The sequence below is a fragment of the Pseudanabaena sp. FACHB-2040 genome (assembly GCF_014696715.1).
In the GTDB taxonomy this organism is placed as follows: domain Bacteria; phylum Cyanobacteriota; class Cyanobacteriia; order Phormidesmidales; family Phormidesmidaceae; genus JACVSF01.
Window position 1 is genome coordinate 1,174,809 of the sequence record NZ_JACJQO010000005.1, and the last position, 24,271, is coordinate 1,199,079.

General features: G+C 54.1%; 22 protein-coding genes. 10 read left to right on the forward strand and 12 right to left on the reverse strand.

Annotated features, from left to right (window positions below):
- Positions 1–29: 29 nt before the first annotated feature.
- The 9 genes from ybaK to H6G13_RS08920 all read right to left on the reverse strand — a co-directional run bounded on the left by ybaK (position 30) and on the right by H6G13_RS08920 (position 8,890).
- Positions 30–497, reverse strand: coding sequence for a Cys-tRNA(Pro) deacylase (ybaK, locus tag H6G13_RS08885; protein WP_190482758.1), 468 nt, complete (start codon positions 495–497; stop codon positions 30–32).
- Between the two features lie 137 nt (positions 498–634).
- Positions 635–769 carry a hypothetical protein gene (locus tag H6G13_RS29090; RefSeq protein ID WP_277882486.1) on the reverse strand — a complete coding sequence of 45 codons (135 nt, stop codon included), beginning with the start codon at positions 767–769 and terminating at the stop codon, positions 635–637.
- 148 nt (positions 770–917) lie between these two features.
- Positions 918–1,637 carry a DUF928 domain-containing protein gene (locus tag H6G13_RS08890; protein ID WP_190482759.1) on the reverse strand — a complete coding sequence of 240 codons (720 nt, stop codon included), beginning with the start codon at positions 1,635–1,637 and terminating at the stop codon, positions 918–920.
- A 492-nt stretch (positions 1,638–2,129) separates the two neighbouring features.
- Positions 2,130–4,040, reverse strand: coding sequence for a CHASE2 domain-containing protein (locus H6G13_RS08895; protein WP_190482760.1), 1,911 nt, complete (start codon positions 4,038–4,040; stop codon positions 2,130–2,132).
- A 3-nt stretch (positions 4,041–4,043) separates the two neighbouring features.
- On the reverse strand, positions 4,044–4,706 hold the full coding sequence (locus H6G13_RS08900; protein WP_190482761.1) for a response regulator transcription factor: 663 nt from the start codon (positions 4,704–4,706) through the stop codon (positions 4,044–4,046).
- 272 nt (positions 4,707–4,978) lie between these two features.
- Positions 4,979–5,698 (reverse strand): hypothetical protein, encoded by a 720-nt coding sequence (locus H6G13_RS08905; protein WP_190482762.1) that lies wholly within the window; start codon positions 5,696–5,698, stop codon positions 4,979–4,981.
- 71 nt (positions 5,699–5,769) lie between these two features.
- Complete coding sequence (locus tag H6G13_RS08910) at positions 5,770–6,300, reverse strand: hypothetical protein (protein WP_190482763.1); 531 nt, start codon at positions 6,298–6,300, stop codon at positions 5,770–5,772.
- 200 nt (positions 6,301–6,500) lie between these two features.
- Positions 6,501–7,715: a glycosyltransferase family 4 protein gene (locus H6G13_RS08915; protein ID WP_190482764.1), complete on the reverse strand. Its 1,215-nt coding sequence runs from the start codon at positions 7,713–7,715 to the stop codon at positions 6,501–6,503.
- Positions 7,715–8,890: a polysaccharide pyruvyl transferase family protein gene (locus H6G13_RS08920; protein WP_190482765.1), complete on the reverse strand. Its 1,176-nt coding sequence runs from the start codon at positions 8,888–8,890 to the stop codon at positions 7,715–7,717. Before H6G13_RS08920 ends, H6G13_RS08915 begins: the two co-directional genes overlap by 1 nt.
- 585 nt (positions 8,891–9,475) lie before the next feature.
- Here H6G13_RS08920 and H6G13_RS08925 point away from each other — a divergent pair.
- From H6G13_RS08925 to H6G13_RS08950, 6 genes are all read left to right on the forward strand, one after another.
- On the forward strand, positions 9,476–9,691 hold the full coding sequence (locus tag H6G13_RS08925; RefSeq protein ID WP_190482766.1) for a DUF2997 domain-containing protein: 216 nt from the start codon (positions 9,476–9,478) through the stop codon (positions 9,689–9,691).
- A 41-nt stretch (positions 9,692–9,732) separates the two neighbouring features.
- Positions 9,733–10,125, forward strand: a complete 393-nt coding sequence (locus tag H6G13_RS08930) for a DUF1257 domain-containing protein (RefSeq protein ID WP_190482767.1) — start codon at positions 9,733–9,735, stop codon at positions 10,123–10,125.
- Between the two features lie 124 nt (positions 10,126–10,249).
- Positions 10,250–10,735: a ferredoxin gene (locus H6G13_RS08935; protein WP_190482768.1), complete on the forward strand. Its 486-nt coding sequence runs from the start codon at positions 10,250–10,252 to the stop codon at positions 10,733–10,735.
- A 239-nt stretch (positions 10,736–10,974) separates the two neighbouring features.
- Complete coding sequence (locus H6G13_RS08940; protein ID WP_190482769.1) at positions 10,975–11,739, forward strand: hypothetical protein; 765 nt, start codon at positions 10,975–10,977, stop codon at positions 11,737–11,739.
- Between the two features lie 177 nt (positions 11,740–11,916).
- A complete protein-coding gene (locus H6G13_RS08945; protein WP_190482770.1) occupies positions 11,917–12,309 on the forward strand; it encodes a hypothetical protein in 393 nt (130 codons plus the stop codon).
- Positions 12,310–12,451: 142 nt separating this feature from the next.
- Complete coding sequence (locus H6G13_RS08950) at positions 12,452–14,350, forward strand: S9 family peptidase (protein WP_190482771.1); 1,899 nt, start codon at positions 12,452–12,454, stop codon at positions 14,348–14,350.
- Between the two features lie 142 nt (positions 14,351–14,492).
- On the opposite strand, the gene H6G13_RS08955 is transcribed toward H6G13_RS08950, so the two are convergent.
- Complete coding sequence (locus H6G13_RS08955; RefSeq protein ID WP_190482772.1) at positions 14,493–16,430, reverse strand: sugar-binding domain-containing protein; 1,938 nt, start codon at positions 16,428–16,430, stop codon at positions 14,493–14,495.
- A gap of 636 nt (positions 16,431–17,066) precedes the next feature.
- On the opposite strand from H6G13_RS08955, the gene H6G13_RS08960 reads away from it, so the two are divergent.
- Positions 17,067–17,420 carry a signal peptidase I gene (locus tag H6G13_RS08960; protein ID WP_190482773.1) on the forward strand — a complete coding sequence of 118 codons (354 nt, stop codon included), beginning with the start codon at positions 17,067–17,069 and terminating at the stop codon, positions 17,418–17,420.
- A gap of 81 nt (positions 17,421–17,501) precedes the next feature.
- Here H6G13_RS08960 and galE read toward each other — a convergent pair whose 3' ends face one another.
- A complete protein-coding gene (gene galE, locus H6G13_RS08965; protein ID WP_190482957.1) occupies positions 17,502–18,500 on the reverse strand; it encodes a UDP-glucose 4-epimerase GalE in 999 nt (332 codons plus the stop codon).
- A 507-nt stretch (positions 18,501–19,007) separates the two neighbouring features.
- Between galE and H6G13_RS08970 the strand changes: the two genes are divergently transcribed.
- Both H6G13_RS08970 and glf read left to right on the forward strand, forming a co-directional pair.
- Positions 19,008–20,390 (forward strand): glycosyltransferase family 1 protein, encoded by a 1,383-nt coding sequence (locus H6G13_RS08970; RefSeq protein WP_190482774.1) that lies wholly within the window; start codon positions 19,008–19,010, stop codon positions 20,388–20,390.
- 30 nt (positions 20,391–20,420) lie between these two features.
- A complete protein-coding gene (glf, locus tag H6G13_RS08975; RefSeq protein ID WP_190482775.1) occupies positions 20,421–21,620 on the forward strand; it encodes a UDP-galactopyranose mutase in 1,200 nt (399 codons plus the stop codon).
- Here glf and H6G13_RS29095 read toward each other — a convergent pair.
- Positions 21,617–21,751, reverse strand: coding sequence for a hypothetical protein (locus tag H6G13_RS29095; RefSeq protein ID WP_277882487.1), 135 nt, complete (start codon positions 21,749–21,751; stop codon positions 21,617–21,619). The genes glf and H6G13_RS29095 overlap by 4 nt on opposite strands.
- 94 nt (positions 21,752–21,845) lie before the next feature.
- On the opposite strand from H6G13_RS29095, the gene H6G13_RS08980 reads away from it, so the two are divergent.
- Positions 21,846–24,122: a family 1 glycosylhydrolase gene (locus tag H6G13_RS08980; RefSeq protein WP_190482776.1), complete on the forward strand. Its 2,277-nt coding sequence runs from the start codon at positions 21,846–21,848 to the stop codon at positions 24,120–24,122.
- Positions 24,123–24,271: the final 149 nt, after the last annotated feature.

Here is a 24,271-nt window from a genome sequence, read left to right on the forward strand (position 1 = left end):
TTAAGTTGTAACGAAGAACGGCATAAATTCTATTTCTGAATTGGCCCTAGCTTAGCGTCTACCACTTTGAGATAATCCGCCGGAGACAACTGCAGCATACGTCCTCGCTTACCCGCCGAAACTGTAATCTGCTCTAGCGCCATTGCAGAATCATCTAGATAAACTGGGTATGGCTTCTTGCAGGCTAGAGCCGTGACACCCCCTCGGATATAGCCAGTTAAGGGCTGCACTTCCTTTAGGGGAACAGTATCTACTTTGCGATCGCCCGTCACCTTTGCCAGTGCCTTCAAATCCAGTTCTGCACTAGCCGGGATAACGGCGAGACAAACGCCGTGACGATCTCCTCGCACTACCAACGTTTTAAACACTTGCGCGTAGGGCAATCCTAACTTTTCTGCGGCCCGCTCAGCTGCCAAGTCTTCTGGATCGACATCATACTCCAGCAGTGTGTAGGAGATTTTTTGCTGATCTAAAATACGGGCAGCATTGGTCTTCATGGAGAGGGATATGAACGGTAGTTATCCCCAGGTTAAAGTTAGAGAGCAGAGGGCAGAAGGCGAGAAGCAAACCTGATTCCATAGCCTTAAAAACATTCAACAAACACACGACTTCTTGCTCCTCACCCCCCCTGTGCTTAGGGATAGCTCTTCCATGCTTTGAGTAAACGATTGAGGAACTGCCGATCTTCATCGCTTTGAGCAGTTTTGAGAGTCTGCTGCAGTTCTTCAACCTTTTTGTATTTCAAGTTCAGTATTTCTTCAGTGGTCATTACTCTAGCCTCTATCAACATCAGCGATTGCAATACAAACTACTGAGCAATCGGGAAAAAGTGGAGATAATGTAAGCCCTGATGTTTTTAAAGATACAGAAGTTCAGACAGAACCCCGTACTCCTACTGACAGATTTGCCTGGGGTATTTATTCTTCCGCTGCGATATAGCGCAGCTGTTCACTAAGATAGGTTTCTTCATCTTCGGCAGCAGCTACCTCTAACGCTGCCAAATCCAGCAGCAGTTCGTCTCGGTAAGCTGCCAGCTCAGCCGGTAAGGAACGGCCAGCAACCAGCGCCAGAGCGTCATACCACAGACCAGCCTCAGCGTAGTGCTGTGCTAGCTGCATCGGATCGGCAGCAGCATCAGGCATTAGCGCATCCGTGGGGGCAATCACCTGAAGCTCGGCAGTGGTCACCAAGTCCCTAGAGGGCAGACCTACTACACAGGTAGACACAACTTGCCAGCGGTAGATTCGTCCAGCCTCTAGACCTGGCTCACTCTCCGGCCAGGCAAAGGCCATGATACCCGCCGGACCCTCCTCTAGCGTGAAAGTGCTAAGCCGTTGCCATTGACCGCTATCACTCTTCTCATAAACCTCCAACTCCAGCGGTTGGCGAATGTCTGCCGGAACGAACCAGGTCAGCGTTGGGTGGCTGGACAGCGTCTGACCAATGTGGTGCTGCGGCGCTAGGGCTATGAGATCGATGTCCCCAGCTCCTTGGCAACCACCCCGTCGTCCGCCACTAGTAGAGCGGGAGGTGGGGGCATCGGCATCCGCCGGGGGGACGTATCCGGCTAAAGCCGACGGCATCAGGCCAACTAAAACCGTAGCAAACCCGGCAAAAACCCCTAAGTAAGAAGACATATGGCGTTTTTTAACCCCTATTGATACCATCGTGTTTGCCTCCTAAATCGGCGCATGGAAAATCGCTGATAGCAGAATTGCACAATTTGTATAGTCCAGTACAGCGTACTGAGGACAAGCAGCATCGTTCCCAAGCACTGCAGCCAAGGCAGATTCAGGCCGAGGTTGGTTACCGCCAGAATAATTGCATCATCCAAAAAGCTCAAAGCCAGGGGAAAAGCCTTCTGCAAGACGGATTGGAGTAAGGGGGCGGGGTCTACTTGCATGATGTCAGAGGTGTTTTCTCAGCGACATCTCTAAGGTAGAAACTTTACCTTTGCAAGGCAGTAGATCTTTGAGCCAGGTTGCTGACCGGATGATGCCACTAACCTTGCAGTTTTCGGCAAAGCATCTATCGGACCCAAACACTTCATTAGCCTGTAAAGTGCCTCGATTCAAACACCTTTAGTTCAAACACCTTTAGTACGGTGAATGCTCCCTATTGGATGCCCTTTACGCTAAAAATTTCCAGCGGTGGGGCGGAGCGGCAGGCCATCGCAGCTCGCAGCACATGCCCTTGGGCGAGACAGGCGATCGCAAAAATTCTCCCCTCAATCGCCGCGCTAGCTGTTGAGCCTGCTGAGTGCCCCGACCGCCGATGCGGGGAGGGTCAGTGGGTGCCGCTGAGACAGCCTGGCCGTTGTCCTGTACTCGAATCAGATTTTCGCCGTTGGTACATAGGCAGGTAACGGTGAGCCGGGTAATTCCCTGAGCATATTTGCCGACATTGCAGAGGGCTTCTTCTAAAAAGCGGCAGAGGGCACGTTTGTCATCGGAGGTGAGGCGAGGCGTCACCATTGGCTCAAATTTCACCACATGAACGCGAATCGATTTGAAGTGGGGAAAGTCTCGCTCTAAGGTTTGGGTGTAGACAGCATAGAGCACTTCGTGGAGCGGGTTTTGCAGATCGAGGGGGCGCTGGCCGCTGTCAAGGGAGAGCTGGTTGCTCTGGGGCTGCGATTCCTTTAACAGCATGTTGTAGATGTCGCGCAGCTCTCGATTGAGGTCGTGCAGTTTGGGTAGGGTCTGTTCCCAAGTGCGCTCGTCGTCTTCCTGGCGCAGGACTTGAGCCAAGGTTTGCAGTGGCCCGTTATGAATGGCGTCGTAGGTTTGGTCGATGACCCGCTGGCGCTCGTCAATGCGCGATCGCAACGTCTGGTCATACAGATAAAACCCAGGCAGTACCAGGCCATTAAGGGTAAACGCTACCAGCGTTGGCACCACCGGAATCCACCAGCCGCCTAGCCACAGCAAGGCAAAGCTCCCTCCCAACAGCCCCAGCCCCGACAAAACAATCACCGGCAAGTAGGCAGAAGGTTTCGGCAGCCACCGCACTAGCACCATGCCTGCGCCCCCCCAAAGCACAATCCATAAATACTCCCAACCCTCCGGCCAGACCCGCAGGAGAGGCCGTTCCTCCTGTACGGCACTGAGGATCTGGCTAATGGCATGGGCCTGCAGCTCTACCCCGTTGACTAGACCAGGATTGTCAGCCACTACCGCTGCTGAATTCACCACATCCTTGGTGCTGAGTGAGGTAATGCCTATCAACACGATCCGATCCCGGACCCAGGCCGGATCAACATTCCCCGCCATCAAGTCCTGATACGACACCACGCGAAAAGGATTGGCTCCGCTACGCACGTTGAGCAGCACCTGATTGCCCCCGGCATCGGCCCCCACGTAACCGCCAGTATTAGCCCGAAAGCGAGTTAGTTCTGTCTCCCCCAGCCGCATTGCTGCCAGGTCTTGAATGCCGTTTCCCAGAAACACATCCTCTGCTGCCAGATAGTGCTCCGCCAAGCGCAGCGCCAAAGAGAAGTGGTATTCGCCTACCTCATCCACTGTCCCCAGCAGGCTGCGGCGAATAAACCCGTCCCGATCGCCAATAAAGTCTGAAAAGCCCACCCGCTCTGGCGGCAGAAACGGCGGCGGTGGCACTGCTGGCTCTAGCACCTTCTCAATGCCAAAGACATGGGGCATTGCCTCAACTGTATCTAGCAGGTTCTGGTGGCCCGGTTCTACGGCAAAGTCTCGAAAAATATCTAGACCAATGGCTCTCGGCTGGTACTGAGCCAGCGTTTGCAGCAGTTGAGTCACTGTCTGATCTGGCACGGGGTAGGTGCCGATCTGTTGAATAGAGGCATCGTCGATACCGACAATCAGCACCCGCTCATCTAGCGGTTCGGCAGGCCGCAGCCTGAGAAAGGTATCTAGTGCCCGCCATTCCAGACCTTGAAACAGACCCAGCAGCCGCGCCAGCACCACCAACCCCAGCACCGTTAGGCCGGGCAGCAGGCTTCTTTTCCAGGTCGCTAGCCCCGGCAGCCGCTCCCCAAGCCGGAGCCTATTCTGAGCAGCCATGACCTAGTCAATCAGCCCTTCTTCGCGGGCTCGAATTTCGGTCTGAATGCGGATATTTTTGCCCGACTCAGGATACACGTCTAGGGCATCTTGCACCTTGGTCCAGTAGTGGCGCACAGTACGCTCAGAAACGTTCATGCGATCTGCGATCGCTTTGTCCTGCAGCCCCTCCTGAAAGGCCAGATGCAGCACATCTAGCCACTCTGGCTTGACTTCCAGCCCAGTTCGCATGTCCCTAGGTGTGTAGATAAGACCCTGCATTGCCCAGTCCACTTTGGTCAGCATCTCCCGCAGTGGCAAGTTTTTATCGGCAATCGTAAATCCGGCCTGGTGGGTATCGATGATCGGCTTCAGCCGCACCAACGCCTTGACGTGAGCACTCTGCACCACAATGTTCAATTCTGGGTAGCGCTGCATGAGCGATCGCAACATTTGAATGCCTGTCTCTGTCTGAGCGGTATCTCCCGACTTCTCAGGAATCGACAGATCCATCACCAGCAGATCGGGCAGCGCCAGGGCCAGAGACTCCGTGGCCTCCTGAGCAGTGCGCGCGGTGCGGATATCAGCGTCGGCGTACTGCTTCTCTAGCGCAGCCACCGTCCCCCCGAGGACTGCTTCGTGATCATCGACAACGAAAATTTTGGTTTTGGTTTGAGGAGCTGGCATAGGGGTGGGAGAGTGGATGGGTAAAGGGTGAAGGGGTGGATGAGGGAGCAGGGAGGATGGGAGCGGGTTGAATAGAGGGTAGTAGCACTGCTTCTTTATTGAAAATCTGCCCAGTGTAGAGACTACAGCAGCCTTTAGGAAGTGTAAGTTTTCTGCTGGTTACTTGGGCTGATTTAACGAAGAATCAGGGGTCCAGCTGTGGCTTACACAAAAACTGGACATTCCCGCCTTTTACCTTTTACCCTCCAATTAAGTTTGCCCTGAATGCAGGTTCACCACGTCAACACCCAAGTCAGGGCATGAGCTTGCTGATCCATCTGGGTAGTGCCGTTGCTGAGCCATTGAAATGTTTGCAGTAGAGAGGTCATGTCTTCTGACTTGCTCAACTTTGCCAGGGGTTGTGGCAGGTTTCGGGAGTAGTTTACCTGCAGGGTGAAGGCTTTAGCGGCTGCTTGGTGCTTTAGGGAAACGTATAGTCGGTGAGGGGTTTCTTGAGCGGATGCTACTGCCTGGAGCACCTGATTGAGCAGGGCCAGCAACACAGCGATGTGCTCAATCGGTTCAGTTTCCCAGAAGCCCATCAGCTCAACCTGTAGATCTAGTCCAGACCGCCAGGGCTGAAGAAAGTGCTGCAGAGCTAGGGGTAGCGACTCTTCTAGGTAGGGGGAGCTAATGCGATCGCTAAGGGCCTGGAGGGATTTGTAAATATGCTCAACCTCTTGCAGGCACGACTCATAGGAGTTGCCGTGATCCTGAATTTCAGGCTGGCTAACCAGTTCTAAATGGCGGCGCAGGGCAAAGACATCTTGAAGCACACCATTGCGCAGGCTGTCGGCCTCTTCGATCAACAGTCGGGTCTGATACTGATACCACCAGCGCAGCAGTGATTTGGCCTTGCTACATGGGTCAACAGGTTCACTCAAAACACTGTTTCCTCCCTCAGCTTGGAATTGACGGTGGGCTATGGTTTTGAAGCGTACAGTAGAAGTCACGTTCTCACCTCAGAGCTTTCGGACAAATTAACGGCATCTTTTGGCAAAGTCCTTTGCAGAAAAGTACAAAGTCAGAATCCAACTTCACTGTGCAACAACCTCATAACCGAGTTCACCCAGGCCACCAGCGTTTCTGCCAGTTCCTGCGCCAGATGAGGATAAACCCAGCCAAAAGCGCTCCAGCCCCGACGGTTGTAGTGCTCTAAAGCTTCTCCTGTAGTCTCTTGTGAACGCTCCTGCTGAGCCTCCCGCAGTTCCTGCTGACAAAGGGCATCGAGCGTGGCTAATAGCTCTCGCTCCAAATTGGCTCTGGCCGTCATAGGAACACCCTGATACGCCGCCCCCACCCGCGCGATGAGCTGCTGCCGCGCTACCCAGATAAAGGGCAGCAGCATGTCCTTAAACCGCACCTCGGCCAGAGGCAAGCCAAAGTAACTGTCCATGTTTAGAGCCTGCCAGCTACCGGGCGCAGTTGTCAGCGCTACAGACTCAACTGCTTGCAATACCTGCCGATAACTTAGAGCCGGGAAAGTGTTGTCAGAGAAACTAGCTGCAGAAGGCACCAATGACACAGGCCGGGTAGAACATTCAGTCATCATCATGGGGGGAACCTCGGGTGGAACTACAGCTCAGAATAGGGGGAATGCCGCTGCTAATCTGGGCTGCTGTCTGCCAACCCTCGGGGAGGAATTAGCCAACTCGGTTACTGGAAAGTGCAACTGGAGACGCAGGGACGCAGAGAAGAGGAGATAGAGGCCACAAGGAGCGTAGTTTCTGGGAAGGCTCTCTCACTCATCTACCCCTACCCCAAGCCCTCATAAATCTCCAAATGCTGCTGCGCGATCGCATCCCAACCAAACCCTTGCACAAACGCATATCCGCTTTGACTCAAGCGGGTTCTAGCATCGGCGTCCTCCAGCAGTTGGGTTAGGGCTATCGCTAGGCTGTCTGAGTTACGTGGCGGCACCCGGTCTACAACTTCTCCGGTAGTGAGGACAGGGTCAGTTTCTTTGGATTGGGTAATGAGGGTAGGCAGCCGATGGGCTAGCAGGGCCAGCAGAGAGCCGCTCTTGAGGGTTACCCCAGGGTTAAACGGTAAAACGCCGATGTCGGTTCCTGACAGGTAGCGAGAAGCGTCTTCGGCAGGAATGTAGCCTGTGCAGGAGACGTGGTCCTTGAGGCCAAGGTCTGTAATTTGCTGCTGTAGCTTGTCCCAATAGTTCTGGGCATCTGTTCCTTGTAGTGCCAGGGTTTCGACGCCGCCGATTAACAGCAGCCGAGCCTGGTCGTGGGTTTCGATCACCTGCTGAAAGGCCGGCAGTAGGGTTTCTAACCCTTTAACTGGGTGCAGAAAGCCGAAAAAGGCGACGACGGGCGATGCTTGGGGCCAGCCATAGGACTGCCGCAGGTGTTGCCTTGCAGTCTGAGTTTCGACTGGGGCAACTTCAATATTGGCAGCAATGGGAATGGGGTAGATGCGATCGCACAGCCTTGGCAACCGTTCGCCCATGATGCGGGCAATGTTGTCGTTGGTAGTGATGATGGCGGCGCTGTTGGTCAGCAGAAAGCCATCTTCCCGATCCCACCAGCCTCGCTGCTGGCCCCACTGCTTGAGGAATTCCAGGGCAGGGGCGGGCAGCCAGCGGGGTTGCCACTCCCACCAGCCATACTCGTGGGTGGTGGTGACAATCGGCTGTCGGTAGCCCAATCGTTTTAGCAACTCCGGCAGCAGAAAAATGGGCCGCTGAAATTCAAAGCTGCCCGCCGCATGCTGAATGTGGAGGATATCAGTTTCGGTGGCTAAAATCTTGCGGGCTAAGGGTAGCAGGTTAGCCAGATTCCAACGATTGACTGCACCCTGCACGCTGGGGTCTTGGAACGTTTGGGCAGCGGCGTAGGTGGTAATGACTGTAGAGGCAACTCCCTTTTTGAAAAGGTGCGATCGCAAGTTAGCCGTATAGTCTGCCACCCCGCAGCGGTCAGGTCGGTAGGCTCCAGTAACGAACGTTACTCGCATCACAAACTTCCCTCCATAAGAGCCTGTGCTGTTTGCTGTTGCAGGGTGCGGTAGCGATTACCCACAGCCGTCAAATGCTGGCAGCGAGCGTCGTAGTTCCTGTCAATTTGGCTGACCAGAGACAGCAGGTGATCGAGATCGAGCGCATCTGTTTTGGCCGCAAATTCTAGACAGTCAACTGATGACAAAAAGTCATCACACTTAGGCGCATACTTTAACGCCACAAACGGCACCCCACAACCACAGGCCAACACAATAGAATGGAGCCGCTGCCCAATCACTAGGTCATAGCTTTGAATCCGTTCCAAGGTCAATTTCGCCTGGTAGAAATGGGGCCAGAGAGACACTAGAGTCGGCTTAAATTGCTGAGCAATGAATCGGCTGATTTTAAGGTCGCCCGGATCAAACGGCAGCAGCTCAACTCGCCAGCCTCTATCGATTAGTTGCTGCACCAGTGCGGTGACGATTTGATAAACGCGTTCCTGATCACCCCAGAGGGTACCGTGACTGCCTACGTTGAGACCGATTGTGCCAGTGCGCCTGTGAGGCGTAATTCGGGGACGGCACATTGACAGAGCCGGATCGCCAATGAACTCAGGCCGAGGCAGCCCATAGCTAGCCAAAATCTGAGCTGAGTGGGGACCGCGCACTTTCACCACAGCCACATCTTTTAAGACAGGTATCCACTGCTTGATCTGCTGCAAAAAGTCTTCGCTGCGGTCCTGCTCATGCCAAAACATAGGGTCGGCTACGCCTGTACCAAAGACCGCGCAACGGTACTGCTGCACAGCATGGCCCAAACGGCTGAGATAATGGCGGCGGTTGATGAGCGTACCTCCGCCTAAAAAAACCAGGTCGTAAAAAGGCCCTGGTTTGACGACGCGGCGGTAGAGAGCCAGCTCAGCCGGATAATAGCTGAAAGGAGGGTTATGCACCCGATCAACAGCTCCGTCGTAGGCCAAAAGTTGCAGGGCCGGAAAAAGCTTCTTGAAGGCATCGAACAGGATTTCATCCCCCAAGTTTTGGTGCCCCAAAAACCCAATGTAGCCAGCGATTGGCTGAGGCTGAAGGTAGGCCATTGGTGAGTTGAGCTGTTTGGCGGTGCGATCGCAAAACAGCAGCTGATTGGCCTGCTTTACTCTTGTCTGAAAAGTTGTAAGTAGACGAGTGGCCAAGGTGGGGAATCGGGCTCTACTGCTAACACCCTAAGTCGTTCATCTCTGCCCTCAATCATTCTCAAGGGAGAGTTACAAGCAAAGAGAGATATCAGAAACTGTCGTTATGCAGAAATTCCAGAAAGGCAACCCTGCCCTACTGCTCGCCAATCTGCTAAAAACAGCTCTCTAAAAACTCCCTTTTAAACAGCCCTCCACACCCTGGAAGGCCAAGCTAGGGAGCTTACCAAGCCCAACTACAGCAGGAAATTGTCAGCCGCCAGATGTCGAAGAAGCATTTTGTTAAAAAATGTGACTTAGATCTGCCTCAATAGCCGCTGTGGCCTCGTAGCTAGAGACCCACCTGTTTTTTCCAGCTTGACGGCTTCTGGAAGTTACGCGAAACTACATCTAGTTGATGTGCAGACTCGCCAGTTCAATAAGCTGCATTAAATTTCACAATGAAACTTTACTCATAATTCTCAGATTGCTCAGTAGGATTAAGAAAAGTTTCAGGCCTACACAGTTCGATTCATAAGTCAATCGATAGAGGCTAGTGCAGTTTACAGAACTTAATGTAGTAGCAGTAAGAGGTTCAGAAGCTGTATGGAAACACTTGAGTTCATCATTTATCCTGACGGACGGGTTAAGGAAATGGTGACGGGCATTGTTGGAGCTTCCTGCATGGAGGTTACTGCTGCTATCGAAGAGCAGCTCGGTCATGTAGTTTCTCAGCAGATGACGTCTGACTATTACACTCAACCTGTAACTCAAGCGGTTTCCGAGCAGACCCAGGCTCAGGTTTCTTACAGCGAGTGGTAATTGGGTTTTAGTCCTCCTTTATCTAGTTCACCCCGGTTAACATGTCACACTTTAGCCAGATTAAGACCAAAATTCGTAACATCGAGTCTCTGCAAGCCGCTCTAACCGATCTGGGCACTGACTGGAAGTCTGGCCCAGTAGAGGTACGTGGTTATCAGGGACAAACTCAGGTAGCTGACGTTGTCATCGAGCAGGAAAACGGTTACGACATTGGCTTCCGCCGCAACAGCGACACCCAAGACTATGAATTAGTTGCTGACCTGCAGTACTGGAAGCAGCCGCTGACCGTAGACGGGTTTCTCAACCAGATAACTCAGCGCTACGCCTTCCACACTGTGCTCAATGAGTCTACCCGGCAAGGTTTCCAGGTAGCCGAGCAGCAGGTCAATCAAGACGGCTCCATCCGCCTGGTAGTTCAGCGCTGGAACGGCTAAAGCTCCCAACTTCAATTTGGCTGTCGAGACAGGGGGCGCAGGCCCCCTGTTTTGTAAGCGGCCTGATCGGCTCATTAGTGAGCTTCTAATGAGCCTTTGTTAATCGATAGGATATCTCCCAGCGATGGACGCACCGTTTGACCCCCAATCATTTGCCCCAGAAGCCTTTAGTTCTGAAGACCTAGGCGATCAGCCAACCGGGTTAGAGCCTGAGTTGGGCGGCTTCTTGCGGGAACAGGAAGATCGCACCGGCTTTGAGCCTGAACTAGGCGGGGTATTACGCCAGAAGGGCGTCTACGTGGATGAGATTACCTGCATCGGCTGTAAACACTGCGCCCACATTGCCCGCAACACCTTCTACATGGAGCAAGAGCACGGTCGCTCTCGCGTCTACAACCAGGACGGCGACCCTGAAGAGGTGATTCAAGAAGCGATCGACACCTGCCCAGTAGACTGCATCCACTGGCTTGACTACACCGAACTTAAGAATCTAGAAGAGGAACGCCGCTTCCAGATAATTCCAGTGGCGGGTTTTCCGGTAGACAAGGCGATGATTGTAGCTCGCCAGCGGAGAGCAAGGAACCGCAAGAAGAAGACTGGCGAGAATTGAAGAAGACAGAGAGCGGAATGCACGCACTGTGCTTGACGCTAACCTACAGCTTCTCTCCCAAAGCCTTTCTATCTCCCTCATCCTCTCCCCTCGCACGTTTCCCCCTCGCCGCGTTTCTCCCTCCTGTCTGTTCCGGCGCTTTCTCTAAAACTGTCACATCAATCAGTTTTTCCTCATCAAGGCTGTCCACAATCGAGCCATCAGCGCCGTAGCGTACCTGATTTAGAGGAGATACTGTGATGCGAGTTGGCTATCTCGGCTTGGGATTGGTCCTGTTTATGCTGCTGATTTTTGGGATATTGCAGTGGTGGCAAATTCCGGTGGGCAGCTTTGCGGATTGGGTAGTGGCGGGGGCGACTTTTGGCTGGCTGCTAACAATTACGACCGTGCCTTGGAACATCCACTTTGAGGCCAAAGAAGCGGTAGGTGAAGCGGCCCTATCGGCAGAAAGAGGCATCGCTGTAGATAGCCAGCAGATAGCTTATGTGCGGTTGGTGGCGAGGCGATCGCTGTGGGCAGCGGTGCTGCTGCACTTGGTGTCGGCACTGGGGCTGTATGGTCTAGCGATCGCAAATGTCAGCCAAATCGGTTATTGGGGATCTGCCGCGGCTCTACTGCTGACGCTGCTACGCCCTGCCGTTCGCACGTATCAATACTTCGCGGCTCGCATTGCTCAGATTCGCAGACAGTTTCAGTACCCACGTGAAGACGTGGTGGAGTTGCGCGATCGCATCACCCAAACTGAAACAGCGCTTGAACTGCTGCAAACTCGGCTCGATTCGGAAAATCCGGCTTCTTGGGCAGCGACCCAGCAGCGCCAGTGGGAGGCTCTACGCGCCGACTTGACTACCACAATGGCTGAACTCTCTACGCTTAAGGCCACCAACCAAGCCGAACATGAGCGTCTCTCGCGAGAAGCTAGAAATGCGATCGCACAGCTCAGCACCGATGGTCAGGTCCTTGAGCACGTTCGTGAGATTATCCGCTTCTTCAAGACAGCCTGATCTCCATACCGATTTTTTGTCTATGGCAGAAATTGTCTCAGGAGGGAGTAGGGGTGTGATCTCCCATCTCGCCAAACCGCGCTGCGTTTAAAGTGTTGCTGATGTTCAGCGGAGTTTTATAGAGCCCAGTAGGGTGGCTACCGCTGAGCAAACTCTCTACGCTTTGCAGGTAATGCGATGATTACATCCGAAGATGTATTGCCCCTCTTGCTGGAGGTCTGTCTCTCCTTCTCAGAGCGCTGGACGGAGCAGCGGGCGTTTTTTGGAGAAGGATTTCTCTATGGCGATCTAGATGAGTTTATGCAGCACATCGTCGAACTGCATGAAGCAGGTCAAACAGAAGAGCTGCCGCGAGTCTTTGAGGTGCTAGAAAGGTTTTACCTAGACGGGGACGATGAAGTGCAGGCGGCAATCACCAACGTCGTGCTAGAAGGAATTCGAACAACGGCTAAGGATACCGATGAATTTATCCCATACCTCCAGCCAGAATCGATTAAGCAGTGGCAGCAGTTAGAGAACTTTTGGGAGGATGAAATCCCGTTGGAGGAAAATTCCCTTAACGAGGCATAGCCCTATCTGGCCGCACAGCAGATCTAATTGGTTCGTTTAAGGGCCGTTGGCGCGATCGCAAAAATCAGTTTCTTAGAATGGACTCACTACCGCCCCCTTTGTCCCCCGAGGGGGGCGAGTCCTTCTCTTCAAGGCAAACAGAATGGAAACTGCAACGCTGAATCCAGCAACGGCCCAACAGCCGCCTCTAATTCCCCGAGAAGTGCTCTTTGGCAATCCGGAGCGCACTCAACCCCAACTCTCACCTGATGGAGCCTACTTAGCCTACATTGCCCCCAACGAACAAAACGTGCTGCAGGTGTGGCTGCGAACGGTGGGTCAGGAAGATGACCGACCCCTGACAGCAGACCGCAAGCGAGGTATTCGAGCTTACTTTTGGGCCTACGACGGCAGGCACCTGATCTACTTACAGGATGCCGATGGCGACGAAAACTTCCACTGCTACTCAGTGGACATTCAGTCCCAGGCGGTGCGGGATCTAACGCCGTTTCAGGGGGTCAAAGCCCAGCCGATTGAGCTAGATCCAGCCTTTCCCGATCAGTTCTTGGTGGGATTAAACCTAAGAAATCCTCAGGTTTTTGACGTGCATCGGGTCAACCTGACGACTGGGGCAGTGGAGATCGACACCGAGAACCCGGGAAGTGTCTTGGGCTGGACAGTTGACGCTGAGTTTAAGGTCAGAGCTGCGATCGCAGCCACCCCCGAGGCGGGTTCTGCCCTGCTCTACCGAGAAACCGTAGACCAAGACTGGCAGACCCTACGCGAATGGGGGCCAGAGGAGGCGGGCAGTAGCGTAGGCTTTTCGGTCGATGGCCGCACGCTCTACCTCACAGCTAGTCACGATGCCAATGCCGAGCGGCTGCTGGCGCTAGATCTCGTTAGCCGAGAAGAAACGGTAATTGCTGAAGATGCCCAGTACGACGTGGGCGGCGTGGTGACTCACCCGACTCAGCACACGCTGCAGGCAGTGGCCTTTTACCGGGAGCGGCTGGAATGGCAAGTGCTAGATCCGGAGATTGCAGAAGACTTTGATGCGATCGCAGCTATCCGCACCGGAGAGTTTGGCATTGTTAGCCGTACCCTGGCCGACGACCGCTGGCTAGTGTCTTACGCCACCGACGATGGCCCCGTTTACTACTACACCTACGACAGAGCCAGCCGCACCAGCACCCTCCTGTTCAGCAACAAGCCTGCTCTAGAAGATTTGCCTCTAGCCCCGATGCAGCCCATTCAGTACACCTCGCGAGACGGCCTCACTCTGCACGGCTACCTCACGAAGCCTGTAGAGAGTACAACTCCGCTGCCTACGGTATTGCTAGTGCATGGCGGCCCTTGGGCTCGCGACCGCTGGGGCTTTAGCCCACTGGTACAGTGGCTAGCTAACCGGGGCTATGCCGTGCTACAGATCAACTTTCGCGGCTCCACCGGCTACGGCAAAGCCTTTCTCAATGCGGGCAACCGGGAATGGGCCGCCAAAATGCACGATGACCTGATTGATGGGGTCAACTGGCTAGTAGAGCAGGGCATTGCTGACCCGGCCAAAATTGCCATCATGGGCGGCTCTTATGGGGGATATGCCGCGCTGGTCGGGCTGACCTTTACACCGGAGGTGTTCGCTGCAGGCGTGGATATCGTCGGCCCCAGCAACATCCTCACCCTGCTCAACAGCATTCCGCCTTACTGGGAAGCAATGCGGGCGCAGATGTATCACCGCATCGGCAATATCGAAACCGAAGAAGACTTCCTTAAGTCCAGATCGCCCCTGTTCAAGATCGACCAGATCCAAAAGCCGCTGCTGATTGCCCAAGGAGCTAACGACCCCAGGGTAAAACAGGCAGAAAGCGACCAGATCGTATCAGCCATGCGCGAGGCGGGCAAGCCGGTTGAGTACGTGCTCTACACCGACGAGGGCCACGGGTTCGCCCGACCGGCCAATCAGCTGCATTTCTATGCGATCGCAGAGGCCTTCCTGCAAAAACACCTGGGCGGACAATGCGAACCCGCCACTGACATTGCCGGACATTCTGGCGTACTGAATTAATAGGCGGAACGTCCCTGGCCTGGTAAGGGCCTGCACCCACTGTCCCCGTGATCAGACCAAGAGAGAACCCATAAAAAGCAGGCCGAGGTCTAGCTAGTTTGCTAAACCTCGGCCTGCTCGTAACTAACGGGTCATTTCGCGATCAGCAGCCCCCACACTGCTCTACCGGGCGGGGAAACCCTGGATCAACCCACGGAGGTAGACCGGTCTGCGGTGCCGTTGATTCGGTTGGAATAGCTCGGCCGTGGGTGGCAGATGCGATCGCATCCAGCGGTATCTTCGGCGTGCGGTCGATATAGAGCAGGCCGTTGGCCTCCTGGTAGGTGTCGGTCAACTGGGTATAGCAGAAGCCACTAAATATCTCGACCCGGTTAACCGCTGCCAGCAGGCACCCATAGCGATGCTGAAAATCAGAGGCATCGCCAGAGCGAGCATAGCCCCAGGTGTTACTGGCTGCCTCATCGTCTGGGCGGGTAAAGGCAATGCCGCCAAACTCAGTCAGCATAATCGGCTGCCCTTGGTGGGAATAGCCGTCTAGAGTTAAGACCCGCCCCCCCGGACGCTGGGTCTGAAACAGGTCAGCCAGCTTCACTTCTGGGCCATAGCGCTTGGCCAAGCTGAGTGGGTTGTTGTCGTAGTCGTGAATTGCCAAGATATCGGTCGTGGTGCTTTCCCAACCATCATTGCCAATCACCGGACGGGTAGGATCGAGGGTTTTGGTCAGGTAATAAAGCGCCTGGACGTAGTAGCGATGGGCGGGCGTTTCGGTCAAGTTTGGCACACCCCAAGACTCGTTAAACGGCACCCAAGCCACAATGCAGGGATGGCTAGAGTCACGCTCAATCGCCTCTGTCCATTCCCGGGTAATCCGCTCTACAGCTTTGGGGGTAAAGCGGTAGGCGCTGGGCATTTCCTCCCAAACCAGCAGGCCCATAACGTCGGCCCAATAGAGGAAGCGTGGGTCTTCAATTTTTTGGTGTTTGCGCACCCCATTAAAGCCCATTCGCTTAATTAGCTCTACATCCTGGCACAGCGCCTCGTCAGAGGGTGGCGTCAGCATAGTGTCGGCCCAATAGCCCTGATCCAGCACCAGCCGCAGATAGTAGGGATGGCCGTTGAGCATGAAGCGATCGCGCTGCACGCCGACGGTTCGCATGGCGGTGTAAGACTTCACCTCATCTAGCAGCTGGCCGTTGCGCCAAAGCTGCACCTGAGCATCAATCAGAGTCGGCTTTTCGGGGCTCCAGAGCAGCGCGTTGCGGTAGTCGTCAATACCGGGGTCGGAGAGCGCAATGCGGCGATGAATCTCATTGTTGACCACCTCATAGAGGTCGTTGGCGAGCAGCCGGTCGCCCACCATCAGCCGTACCTTAATCTGTAGATCTTGGTTCTGCCCGCCTGCGACAAAGGCTTCAAAGCCAATCTCCCAGCGCTCAAAGTGAGGAGCCCAGCAGATTTTCTCTAGATAGGTCTCAGCTACCCGCTCCACCCAAACGGTTTGCCAAATGCCAGTGGTGCGAGGGTACCAAATACTGTGGGCCTCTAGCTGCCAGTCTTGTTTGCCCCGAGGCTTAGCTAGATCGTGAGGGTCATCTTGAGCCCACACGGTAACCTTTTGCGGCCCCTCAGCAGACAAAACCGAGGTAATGTCTAGCTTAAAGGGCGTGTGCCCCCCCTGGTGCTCTCCCACAAACTGGTCATTGACCCACACCCGAGCGCAGTAATCGACCGCGCCAAAGTGCAGCAAAACTCTTTCAGGCTGGATCGCTAGCGGGGGCTGATCTAGATCAAAATCCCGCTCGTACCAGCAGTTGGGATGAAACCCCTGATCGCCGATGCCGCTGCGCTGCGACTCGGGGGCAAAGGGCACTTCAATCGTGTGGGTCCAGGTATCGACATCTGCAGGCTGTAACCACTGCCCTGCATCATCATAGGCAAACCGCCAAGGACCATTCAGATTAAGCCAATTGGCTCGTTGAAACTGGGGCCGGGGGTAGCCCGTTTCGAGCTGGCGAAACCGGGCAATCGTGCTGGATTCAGAGAGAGGGTCGTTCTCGAGAGGTCTACCAAGTAATTTCATCGCCTGAACCGTATCCACTAAAGGAGGGTGCCCCTGAGGGCTAGCCCCAAAACATGAGCTCGCTGAACTTTGGCTGAACTTTAAAGTATGAATCTGGCTAGGAAACCGAAATCAGTTTTCAACAGCAACCTTCTAAGCCCTAGGGCAAGCCGCTGCCATTTCCATGAAATCAAGTTTTAATAAAGCCGAAACCAGGCATTTTATGGTTTATGCCTGCGCTGAAGACACTTAGATTAAGACGTCTTGATACTGCGCTTTAAAGCACTCCGCCTAGCCGCTAGGGGCGTAGCAAGCTCTCTCTATTAATACTTAGGAGAGTTGGGGCCGGATGGGACAGGCTCGACTCAGACTGCGCAATTATACTCAGCTGCTTCGATTCAACCTCTTGAAAACAGCGAAATTAATCGTTCTATCTTCCATTATTACGTCTTTGGGACGATTCGAGAGCAGGTAAATCAGTGAATTAATTGGGCGGGTGGAGGAATGTAGCCGGTGGCGAAATATTCAGTAAATTTCGTTGATCAACGCCCACTATCGAACGATATGTCGCTCGATCTAGTGAAAGCTCGTTAATACGCAGCGTAATTCAATTTGTCGGAGAATAATGCAGCCAGAGATCGTCATTGTCGGAGAATAATGCAGCCAGAGATCGTCATTGGCAATGCTCAGCGGGAAGGCAACCTGCGAAAGGGCTGGTTTGTCGGTCATTTTATGCCATCGGAGAGCGGCCCCTGCTCCACTTCTGAGGTAGAGGTCAAGTGGGGAGTTCATGCAGCCGGGGAAGGTAGATCAGAATGGGGCGTCAATCCCCAGGCAACGACGCTTTCAATTTTGATTAGCGGGCGGTTTCGACTGCAGTTTCCCCAACAGGAAGTGGTGCTGGCAGAACCAGGCGATTATGCGCTCTGGCTTCCGGGTGTGGGGCATACATGGTTAGCCGAAGCGGACTCGACAATTGTATCGATCCGCTATCCTTCTGTACCGAGTTAATTTGCAGTTGGATGCTCAGTTAAAGAAGGTGCGTTGCGCCGAGGCGACAACACACCCTACCTAACTACTAAGTGACTTTATCTAGCCGTGCCGTTGCTGGTGCCACTGCCAGGCGTCGCGGATGATTTGAGTCAGGTCATCGTATTGGGGCTGCCAACCTAAAACGGTGCGGGCTTTTTCGCTGCTGCCGACCAGAGTGGGGGGATCGCCAGGGCGGCGATCGCTTTCAACGATTGGAATGTCTCGCCCGGTGACCTGCTGCGCTGCCTGAATTACTTGACGCACTGAGAAGCCGCTGCCGTTACCCAGGTTAAAGACTTCGCTCTCGCCGCCCTGCTGCAGGTACTTGAGACCAAGAACGTGGGCTTGGGCCAGGTCGCTGACGTGAATGTAGTCGCGAATGCAGGTGCCATCTTCGGTGGGGTAGTCGGTGCCGAAGATGGTGATGTCGGGACGCTTGCCTAGAGCTGCCATCAGCACCAGGGGAATCAGGTGGGTTTCGGGGCTGTGGTCTTCACCTAAGCGGCCTTCAGGATCGGCCCCGGCAGCATTAAAGTAGCGGAATCGCACAGACTTTAGGCCGTAGGCAGGGTCGAAGTCAGCCAGCATTTTTTCCACCATCTGTTTGCTGGTGGCATAGGGGCTGATGGGGGCCTGAGGGTGGTCCTCGGTGATGGGGACAAATTCGGGCGTGCCGTAGAGGGCACAGGTTGAGGAGAAGACAAACCGCTTGATCGAGGCGGCTACCATTGCCTCTAATAGGGTCAGGGTACCAGCGACGTTGTTGCGGTAGTACTTAGCGGGTTCGCTAACCGATTCGCCGACCGCGATAAAGGCCGCGAAGTGCATCACCGCATCGATGGTGTAGCTGGAGAAAATATTGTCAAGTAGGGTGCGATCGCAAATATTGCCCACGATCAGTTCAGCCTTTAACCCCTGCTCAACCAGTTCTCGGTGGCCGTAGGACAGATCGTCTAAAACAACCGGGTCATACCCAGCCTGTTGCAGCGCGAGTACAGCGTGAGAACCAATATATCCAGCTCCTCCAGTTACCAGAATTTTCGATTTGGGTTGTGACATCATAAAATTTCTTTGGCTATATTTTTACTCAATAATCTAACTGGAAATTCAATTTTTATCAGGACGACTTCAGAAATATCTTAGAAAAAACACACTCCTTGCAGTCAATGCCAGGCTTCATCCTAAGCCCCAATGAATGTTATGGCATCTATATCCAAGGAAATAGTCTATGTTAACTCCTCAAGTTCGAACATTCAAACTAGCTGGCCATTCCAGCAACTGAATTACTTTTTTCCTGCCCAAAAACCAAATCAATCTATCCCTAAACTTCTTGAGTTTACCTAGGGAATTAGTTCTCAAGGTAGATGCTTTGCGGCGCTAAGAACTGTTAACTTTCATTTGCAATCAAAAAACATTAGCTTTTTGACGCCTTTACCTGTCAGTTTCTCTTCTATTCCAGAAAGCTGCTTTTTGATTCAAATGTCCTGTCTATTTCTGTTAGCTTTCTGTTAGTTATTTTTTGGTCACTCTTCAACCATTAATTCTTACACCTAATTGAGGTAGAAAATGTCCTCATACCAAACTCCAAACAATGCTAATCGCATTGATTTGTCGATACATCCAGATACTGCTGGAGCTGCTCAGGCCAGCTCTAACAGGCTGCGGTGCTCTGAGCAGGACAGAAAAAACCTGGAATCTGCCGCTTCAGGCGGGCCAGATCTAGTCTGTCTGTCTCACCTGCGGTGGGATTTTGTCTACCAACGACCTCAGCATTTACTCGGGCGATGTGCCCAGGCCAGAAGAACCTTCTTTTTTGAAGAACCCGTAATTGAGTTCACTGATTCTTGGTGGATCGACGTTAGCCAACGAGACTGTGGTGTGTGGGTTGTTGTGCCGCACATTCCTGAGTTTGTCAACGAAGAGTTGGCGGCAGCTATGCAGCGCAGCTTGATCAACGAACTATTTGATTGCTGCGGCATCGCCAACCCCATCCTGTGGTACTACACTCCAATGGCGCTGACCTTCAGTGACCACCTGCAGCCCTGTGCAACGGTGTACGACTGTATGGATGAACTCTCGGCTTTTCAAGGTGCCCCGCCCGCATTGCGAGCACTGGAGAAAGCGCTGCTTAACCGGGCAAATGTTGTTTTCACAGGTGGGCAGAGTCTGTATGAAGCCAAGCAGCATCAGCATGACAACATCCACGCCTTTCCCAGCAGTATTGAAGTAGCCCATTTTGCCCAAGCCAGAATGCAGCTCGACGATCCCGCTGACCAGGCTGCAATTCCTCATCCTCGGCTAGGCTTCTATGGGGTGATCGATGAGCGCATGGATCTAGAGCTGATCGACGGCATCGCCCAGGCGCGGCCCGACTGGCACCTCGTCATTGTGGGGCCTACGGCCAAGATTGACCCGGAGCAACTGCCGCGCCATGCCAACATTCACTACTTGGGCGGCAAGACCTATCAGGAGCTGCCCCATTATCTAGCCGGTTGGGATGTGGCTATTTTGCCCTTTGCCCGCAATGAATCAACCCGCTTTATCAGCCCCACCAAGACTCCAGAATACCTAGCTGCCGGAAAACCCGTTGTCTCTACCTCGATTCGAGACGTAGTGCGTCCTTACGGTCAGCAAAACTTGGTGCATATTGCCGACACCGTAGAAGAATTTGTGGCCGCGGCTGAGCAGGCGCTGGATCAAGCCCGGCAAGATTCGAGCTGGCTACAGCAAGTTGATACCTTCTTAGCCAATACCTCCTGGGATAAGACCTGGGCTCAAATGAATGGGCTGATTGAAGCTGCCATTGCTCAGGATATGGCTCTGCAAGCAGTGCCCAACTCCAGGCAGAGTGTTGCTGCAAATGCCTCGCAGTCCTCAAACTCTTCCAAAGCTTCTCGCAAGGGCTATGCGGCTCCCGTTGCGAACCTAACCAAATCTAACGTTGGCTAGGCCGTTTTTGTCGTCATCTTTAGCATTACCATGTTCGATTATTTAATTGTCGGTGCAGGCTTTGCTGGCAGCGTTCTAGCAGAACGACTCGCCAGTCAGGACGGAAAGAAGGTACTAGTTTGCGATCGCCGTAGCCACATTGGTGGCAATGCCTACGATCACTACAATGATGCCGGCGTTTTGGTGCACCGCTACGGGCCACACATTTTTCACACCAACTCCCGTGACGTATTTGAATACCTCTCTAACTTCACGGAGTGGAGGCGCTACGAGCACCGGGTCTTGGCCAGCGTGGATGGTCAACTAGTGCCAATTCCTATCAACTTAGACACAATTAACAAGCTCTATAGCTTAAATCTAACTGCCTTTCAGGTAGAAGAGTTTTTTGCCTCCGTAGCTGAGCCTAAGGATTCTATTCGCACCTCAGAAGATGTAGTGGTGAGTAAGGTTGGGCGAGAACTGTACGAAAAGTTCTTCCGCAACTACACCCGTAAACAGTGGGACATGGATCCCTCTGAGCTAGATCGATCGGTGACAGCTCGGGTGCCGACCCGCACCAACCGCGACGATCGCTACTTCACCGATACTTACCAGGCAATGCCGCTGCACGGTTTTACCCGCATGTTTGAAGGCATGCTAAACCATCCCAATATCAAGGTCATGCTGAATACGGACTACCGTGAAATTCAGCAGGTCATTCCTTACAAGGAGATGATTTACACCGGGCCAGTGGATGAGTTTTTTGACCTGCGCTTTGGCAAACTGCCCTACCGCTCCCTGCAGTTCAAGCACGAGACGTTGAACGAAACGGTGCATCAGCCTGCAGCGGTGATCAACTACCCGAACGAGCACCTGTATACGCGGGTGACGGAGTTTAAATATCTGACCGGGCAGGAGCATCCTAAAACCAGCATTGTTTACGAGTATCCCAAAGCTGAGGGCGATCCCTACTACCCAGTGCCTCGTCCCGAGAACGCGGAACTCTACAAGAAGTACAAGGAGCTAGCCGATTCGACCCCCAATGTTCACTTTGTGGGACGGCTAGCTACCTATAAGTACTACAACATGGATCAGGTGGTGGCTCAGGCTTTGGCGCTCTTTGCTAAGCTGAGCGAACGCCAGAGCTGGCATCCTACTGAGTCTCAGGTTCCTGAGCAGCCACAAAAAGCGGTTGCTCTATCGACTGCGAGTCAGCCAAGCGGCAACGGCAAAACCCCTTCTCTGAACTAGTAGAAGACAATGGTCGGGTAGGCAGTGCCCACCCGACCCCCTATTTGAGCACACTGAGTTGAGGGTGGGAGCTGTCCATCCAACCGACCGCAACACGCACCTTTGAGCACTGCTGAGTTGACGGTGGGCATCGCCTGCCTTCCTTGCCGTGCCCTTACTTAGGGCTGGCTTGAAATATTTCAAATCAACATTTTCTCAAGAATTGCGATCGCACAGGAGACTCCCATGAGTGCAGAGCCGATGACCCCGCTAGAGGTGTGGGCGGGAATAGAATGCACAGTAAATCGTGTTGGCGATAATTACAGTGACCAGCTGCAGCGCAACGGTCATGACAATCGCATTGAAGATCTCGATTTATTTGCTTCGCTGGGCATTCGCGCTATCCGCTACCCGGTGCTGTGGGAGCGCACAGCCCCCAATGGTGTAGAGCAGGCCGATTGGTCTTGGGCTGACCAGCGACTAGAGCGGCTGCGCCAGCTCAAAATCTGCCCCATTGTGGGCCTGCTGCACCACGGCAGCGGCCCTCGCTACACCAGCATGGTTGACCCGCTCTTTGCCGAGAAGCTGGCCGAATATGCCGAGGCAGTTGCTACCCGCTACCCCTGGGTGAGCCACTACACCCCCGTCAACGAGCCTCTAACCACGGCCCGCTTTAGCGGCCTATATGGTCACTGGTATCCCCACGGCACAGACGATCGCACCTTTTTCCGCACCCTGCTGAACGAGTGCCGCGCCACTGTACTGGCCATGCAGGCCATCCGCCGGGTCAACCCCCAGGCTAAGCTGGTGCAGACCGAAGACTTGGGCCACATTTTCAGCACGCCTCTGCTGGCCTACCAGGCTGATCTGGAAAATGAGCGCCGCTGGCTCAGCCTGGATCTGCTGTGTGGTCGGGTTAACCGCAACCACCCGCTCTGGAGCTATCTCTGTAGCGGAGGAGTTGAGGAGGCTGAACTGCAGTGGTTTGAAGAAAACCCTTGCCCGCCAGATATTGTGGGCATCAACCGTTATCTGACGAGCGATCGCCTGCTAGACGAGCGGCTGGAACGCTACCCGGCTCAGTTTCATGGCGGCAACGGCAAACACCGTTACGCTGATGTCGAAGCGGTGCGCGTCTGTGCCGACGGCATCCCCTCACCCTATACGCTGCTCAAGGCGGTATGGGAGCGTTACCAGCTGCCTGTTGCCGTCACCGAGGTCCACCTAGGCTGCACTCGCGAAGAACAGCTGCGCTGGATTAAGGAGGTGTGGGAGGCGGCCCATCAGCTCCGGGCCGAAGGTGTAGACTTGCGGGCCATCACTGCTTGGTCACTGCTCGGTGCTTTCGACTGGAACAGCCTGCTGACGCGGGTCGCTAACTTTTACGAGCCGGGAGTTTTTGATCTCAGATCACCCGAGCCTCGCCCCACTGCGATCGCACAGATGCTGCGTCAATTAGCCCACGGTCAAAATTACGATCATCCCCTGCTAGAAGTTCCCGGCTGGTGGAAGCGAGACGAGCGGCTATTTTATCCCCCAGTACGCTCTGTAGGAACAGGGGAAGGTCTACTGTCTCTGGTTGAAGATACGACACCAGACGCAAGCGCTTTCGCCCCCACCTATAGACAAGTCACAGACACCGCCCCTGCAAGTTCCACCCATCCACCCACCCACCCATCTACCCCTTCACCCTTGCTGATCGCTGGAGCTACCGGCACCCTCGGACAGGCTTTTGCTCGACTATGTGAAGTGCGGGGCATTCCCTATCGGCTACTGAGCCGACAGGAGATGGATATTACCAGCCCTGCGTCCGTCAAAGACGTTTTGAAGGAGCTGCGCCCCTGGGCAGTGGTGAATGCGGCAGGCTATGTGCGAGTCGATGATGCTGAGCGAGAGCCGGAGTTGTGTCGGCGGATCAATGCAGAGGGAGCCGCCATTTTGGCCGAAGCCTGCATGGAACAGGAAGCCTCCTACGTCACCTTCTCCTCGGATTTAGTCTTTGATGGGAACGAATCTGAGCCTTATGTTGAGAGCAGCGCCGTCGCTCCGCTCAACGTCTACGGCCACAGCAAAGCCGTTGCCGAACGTTGGGTTTTAGACAAGAACCCCTGCTCGTTAGTGATCCGCACCAGTGCCTTCTTCGGCCCCTGGGATGAGTACAACTTCTTGGCAGTGATGCTGCGATCGCTAGCCTCTGGCAACCCTTTTATCGCCGCTGAAGATGCGATCGTCTCGCCTACCTACGTGCCAGATCTGGTCAACACCGCCCTGGATCTGCTGATCGATGGCGAGTGCGGCCTGTGGCACCTAGCCAATGCTGGGGCTATTTCTTGGGCTGCCCTAGCTCAAGAAGTCGCTGTTCTAGCCGGGCTTGACGCCTCTCAGGTTGTGGCCCGTCCCTCTAGTGAATTGGACTGGCTGGCTCCTCGGCCGACCTACAGCGCCCTCACCAGCGAGCGGGGAATTTTGCTACCCGAACTCGATCGAGCCATCGGCTGCTACCTCAACGAGCGCGTCTGTTAGATCCTGCAGTGGTGTAGCTAGTCCTTTTTTGTAGGTTGGTGTTGAGCTGGCGCTGGCGTAGCCTCTCCTTGGGAGATAACCCAACGAGCCCCTGAGCTTGTCAGGTTTTGCCGAGCCTCAACCCGACCTACAGCTATTTCAAGGGGATT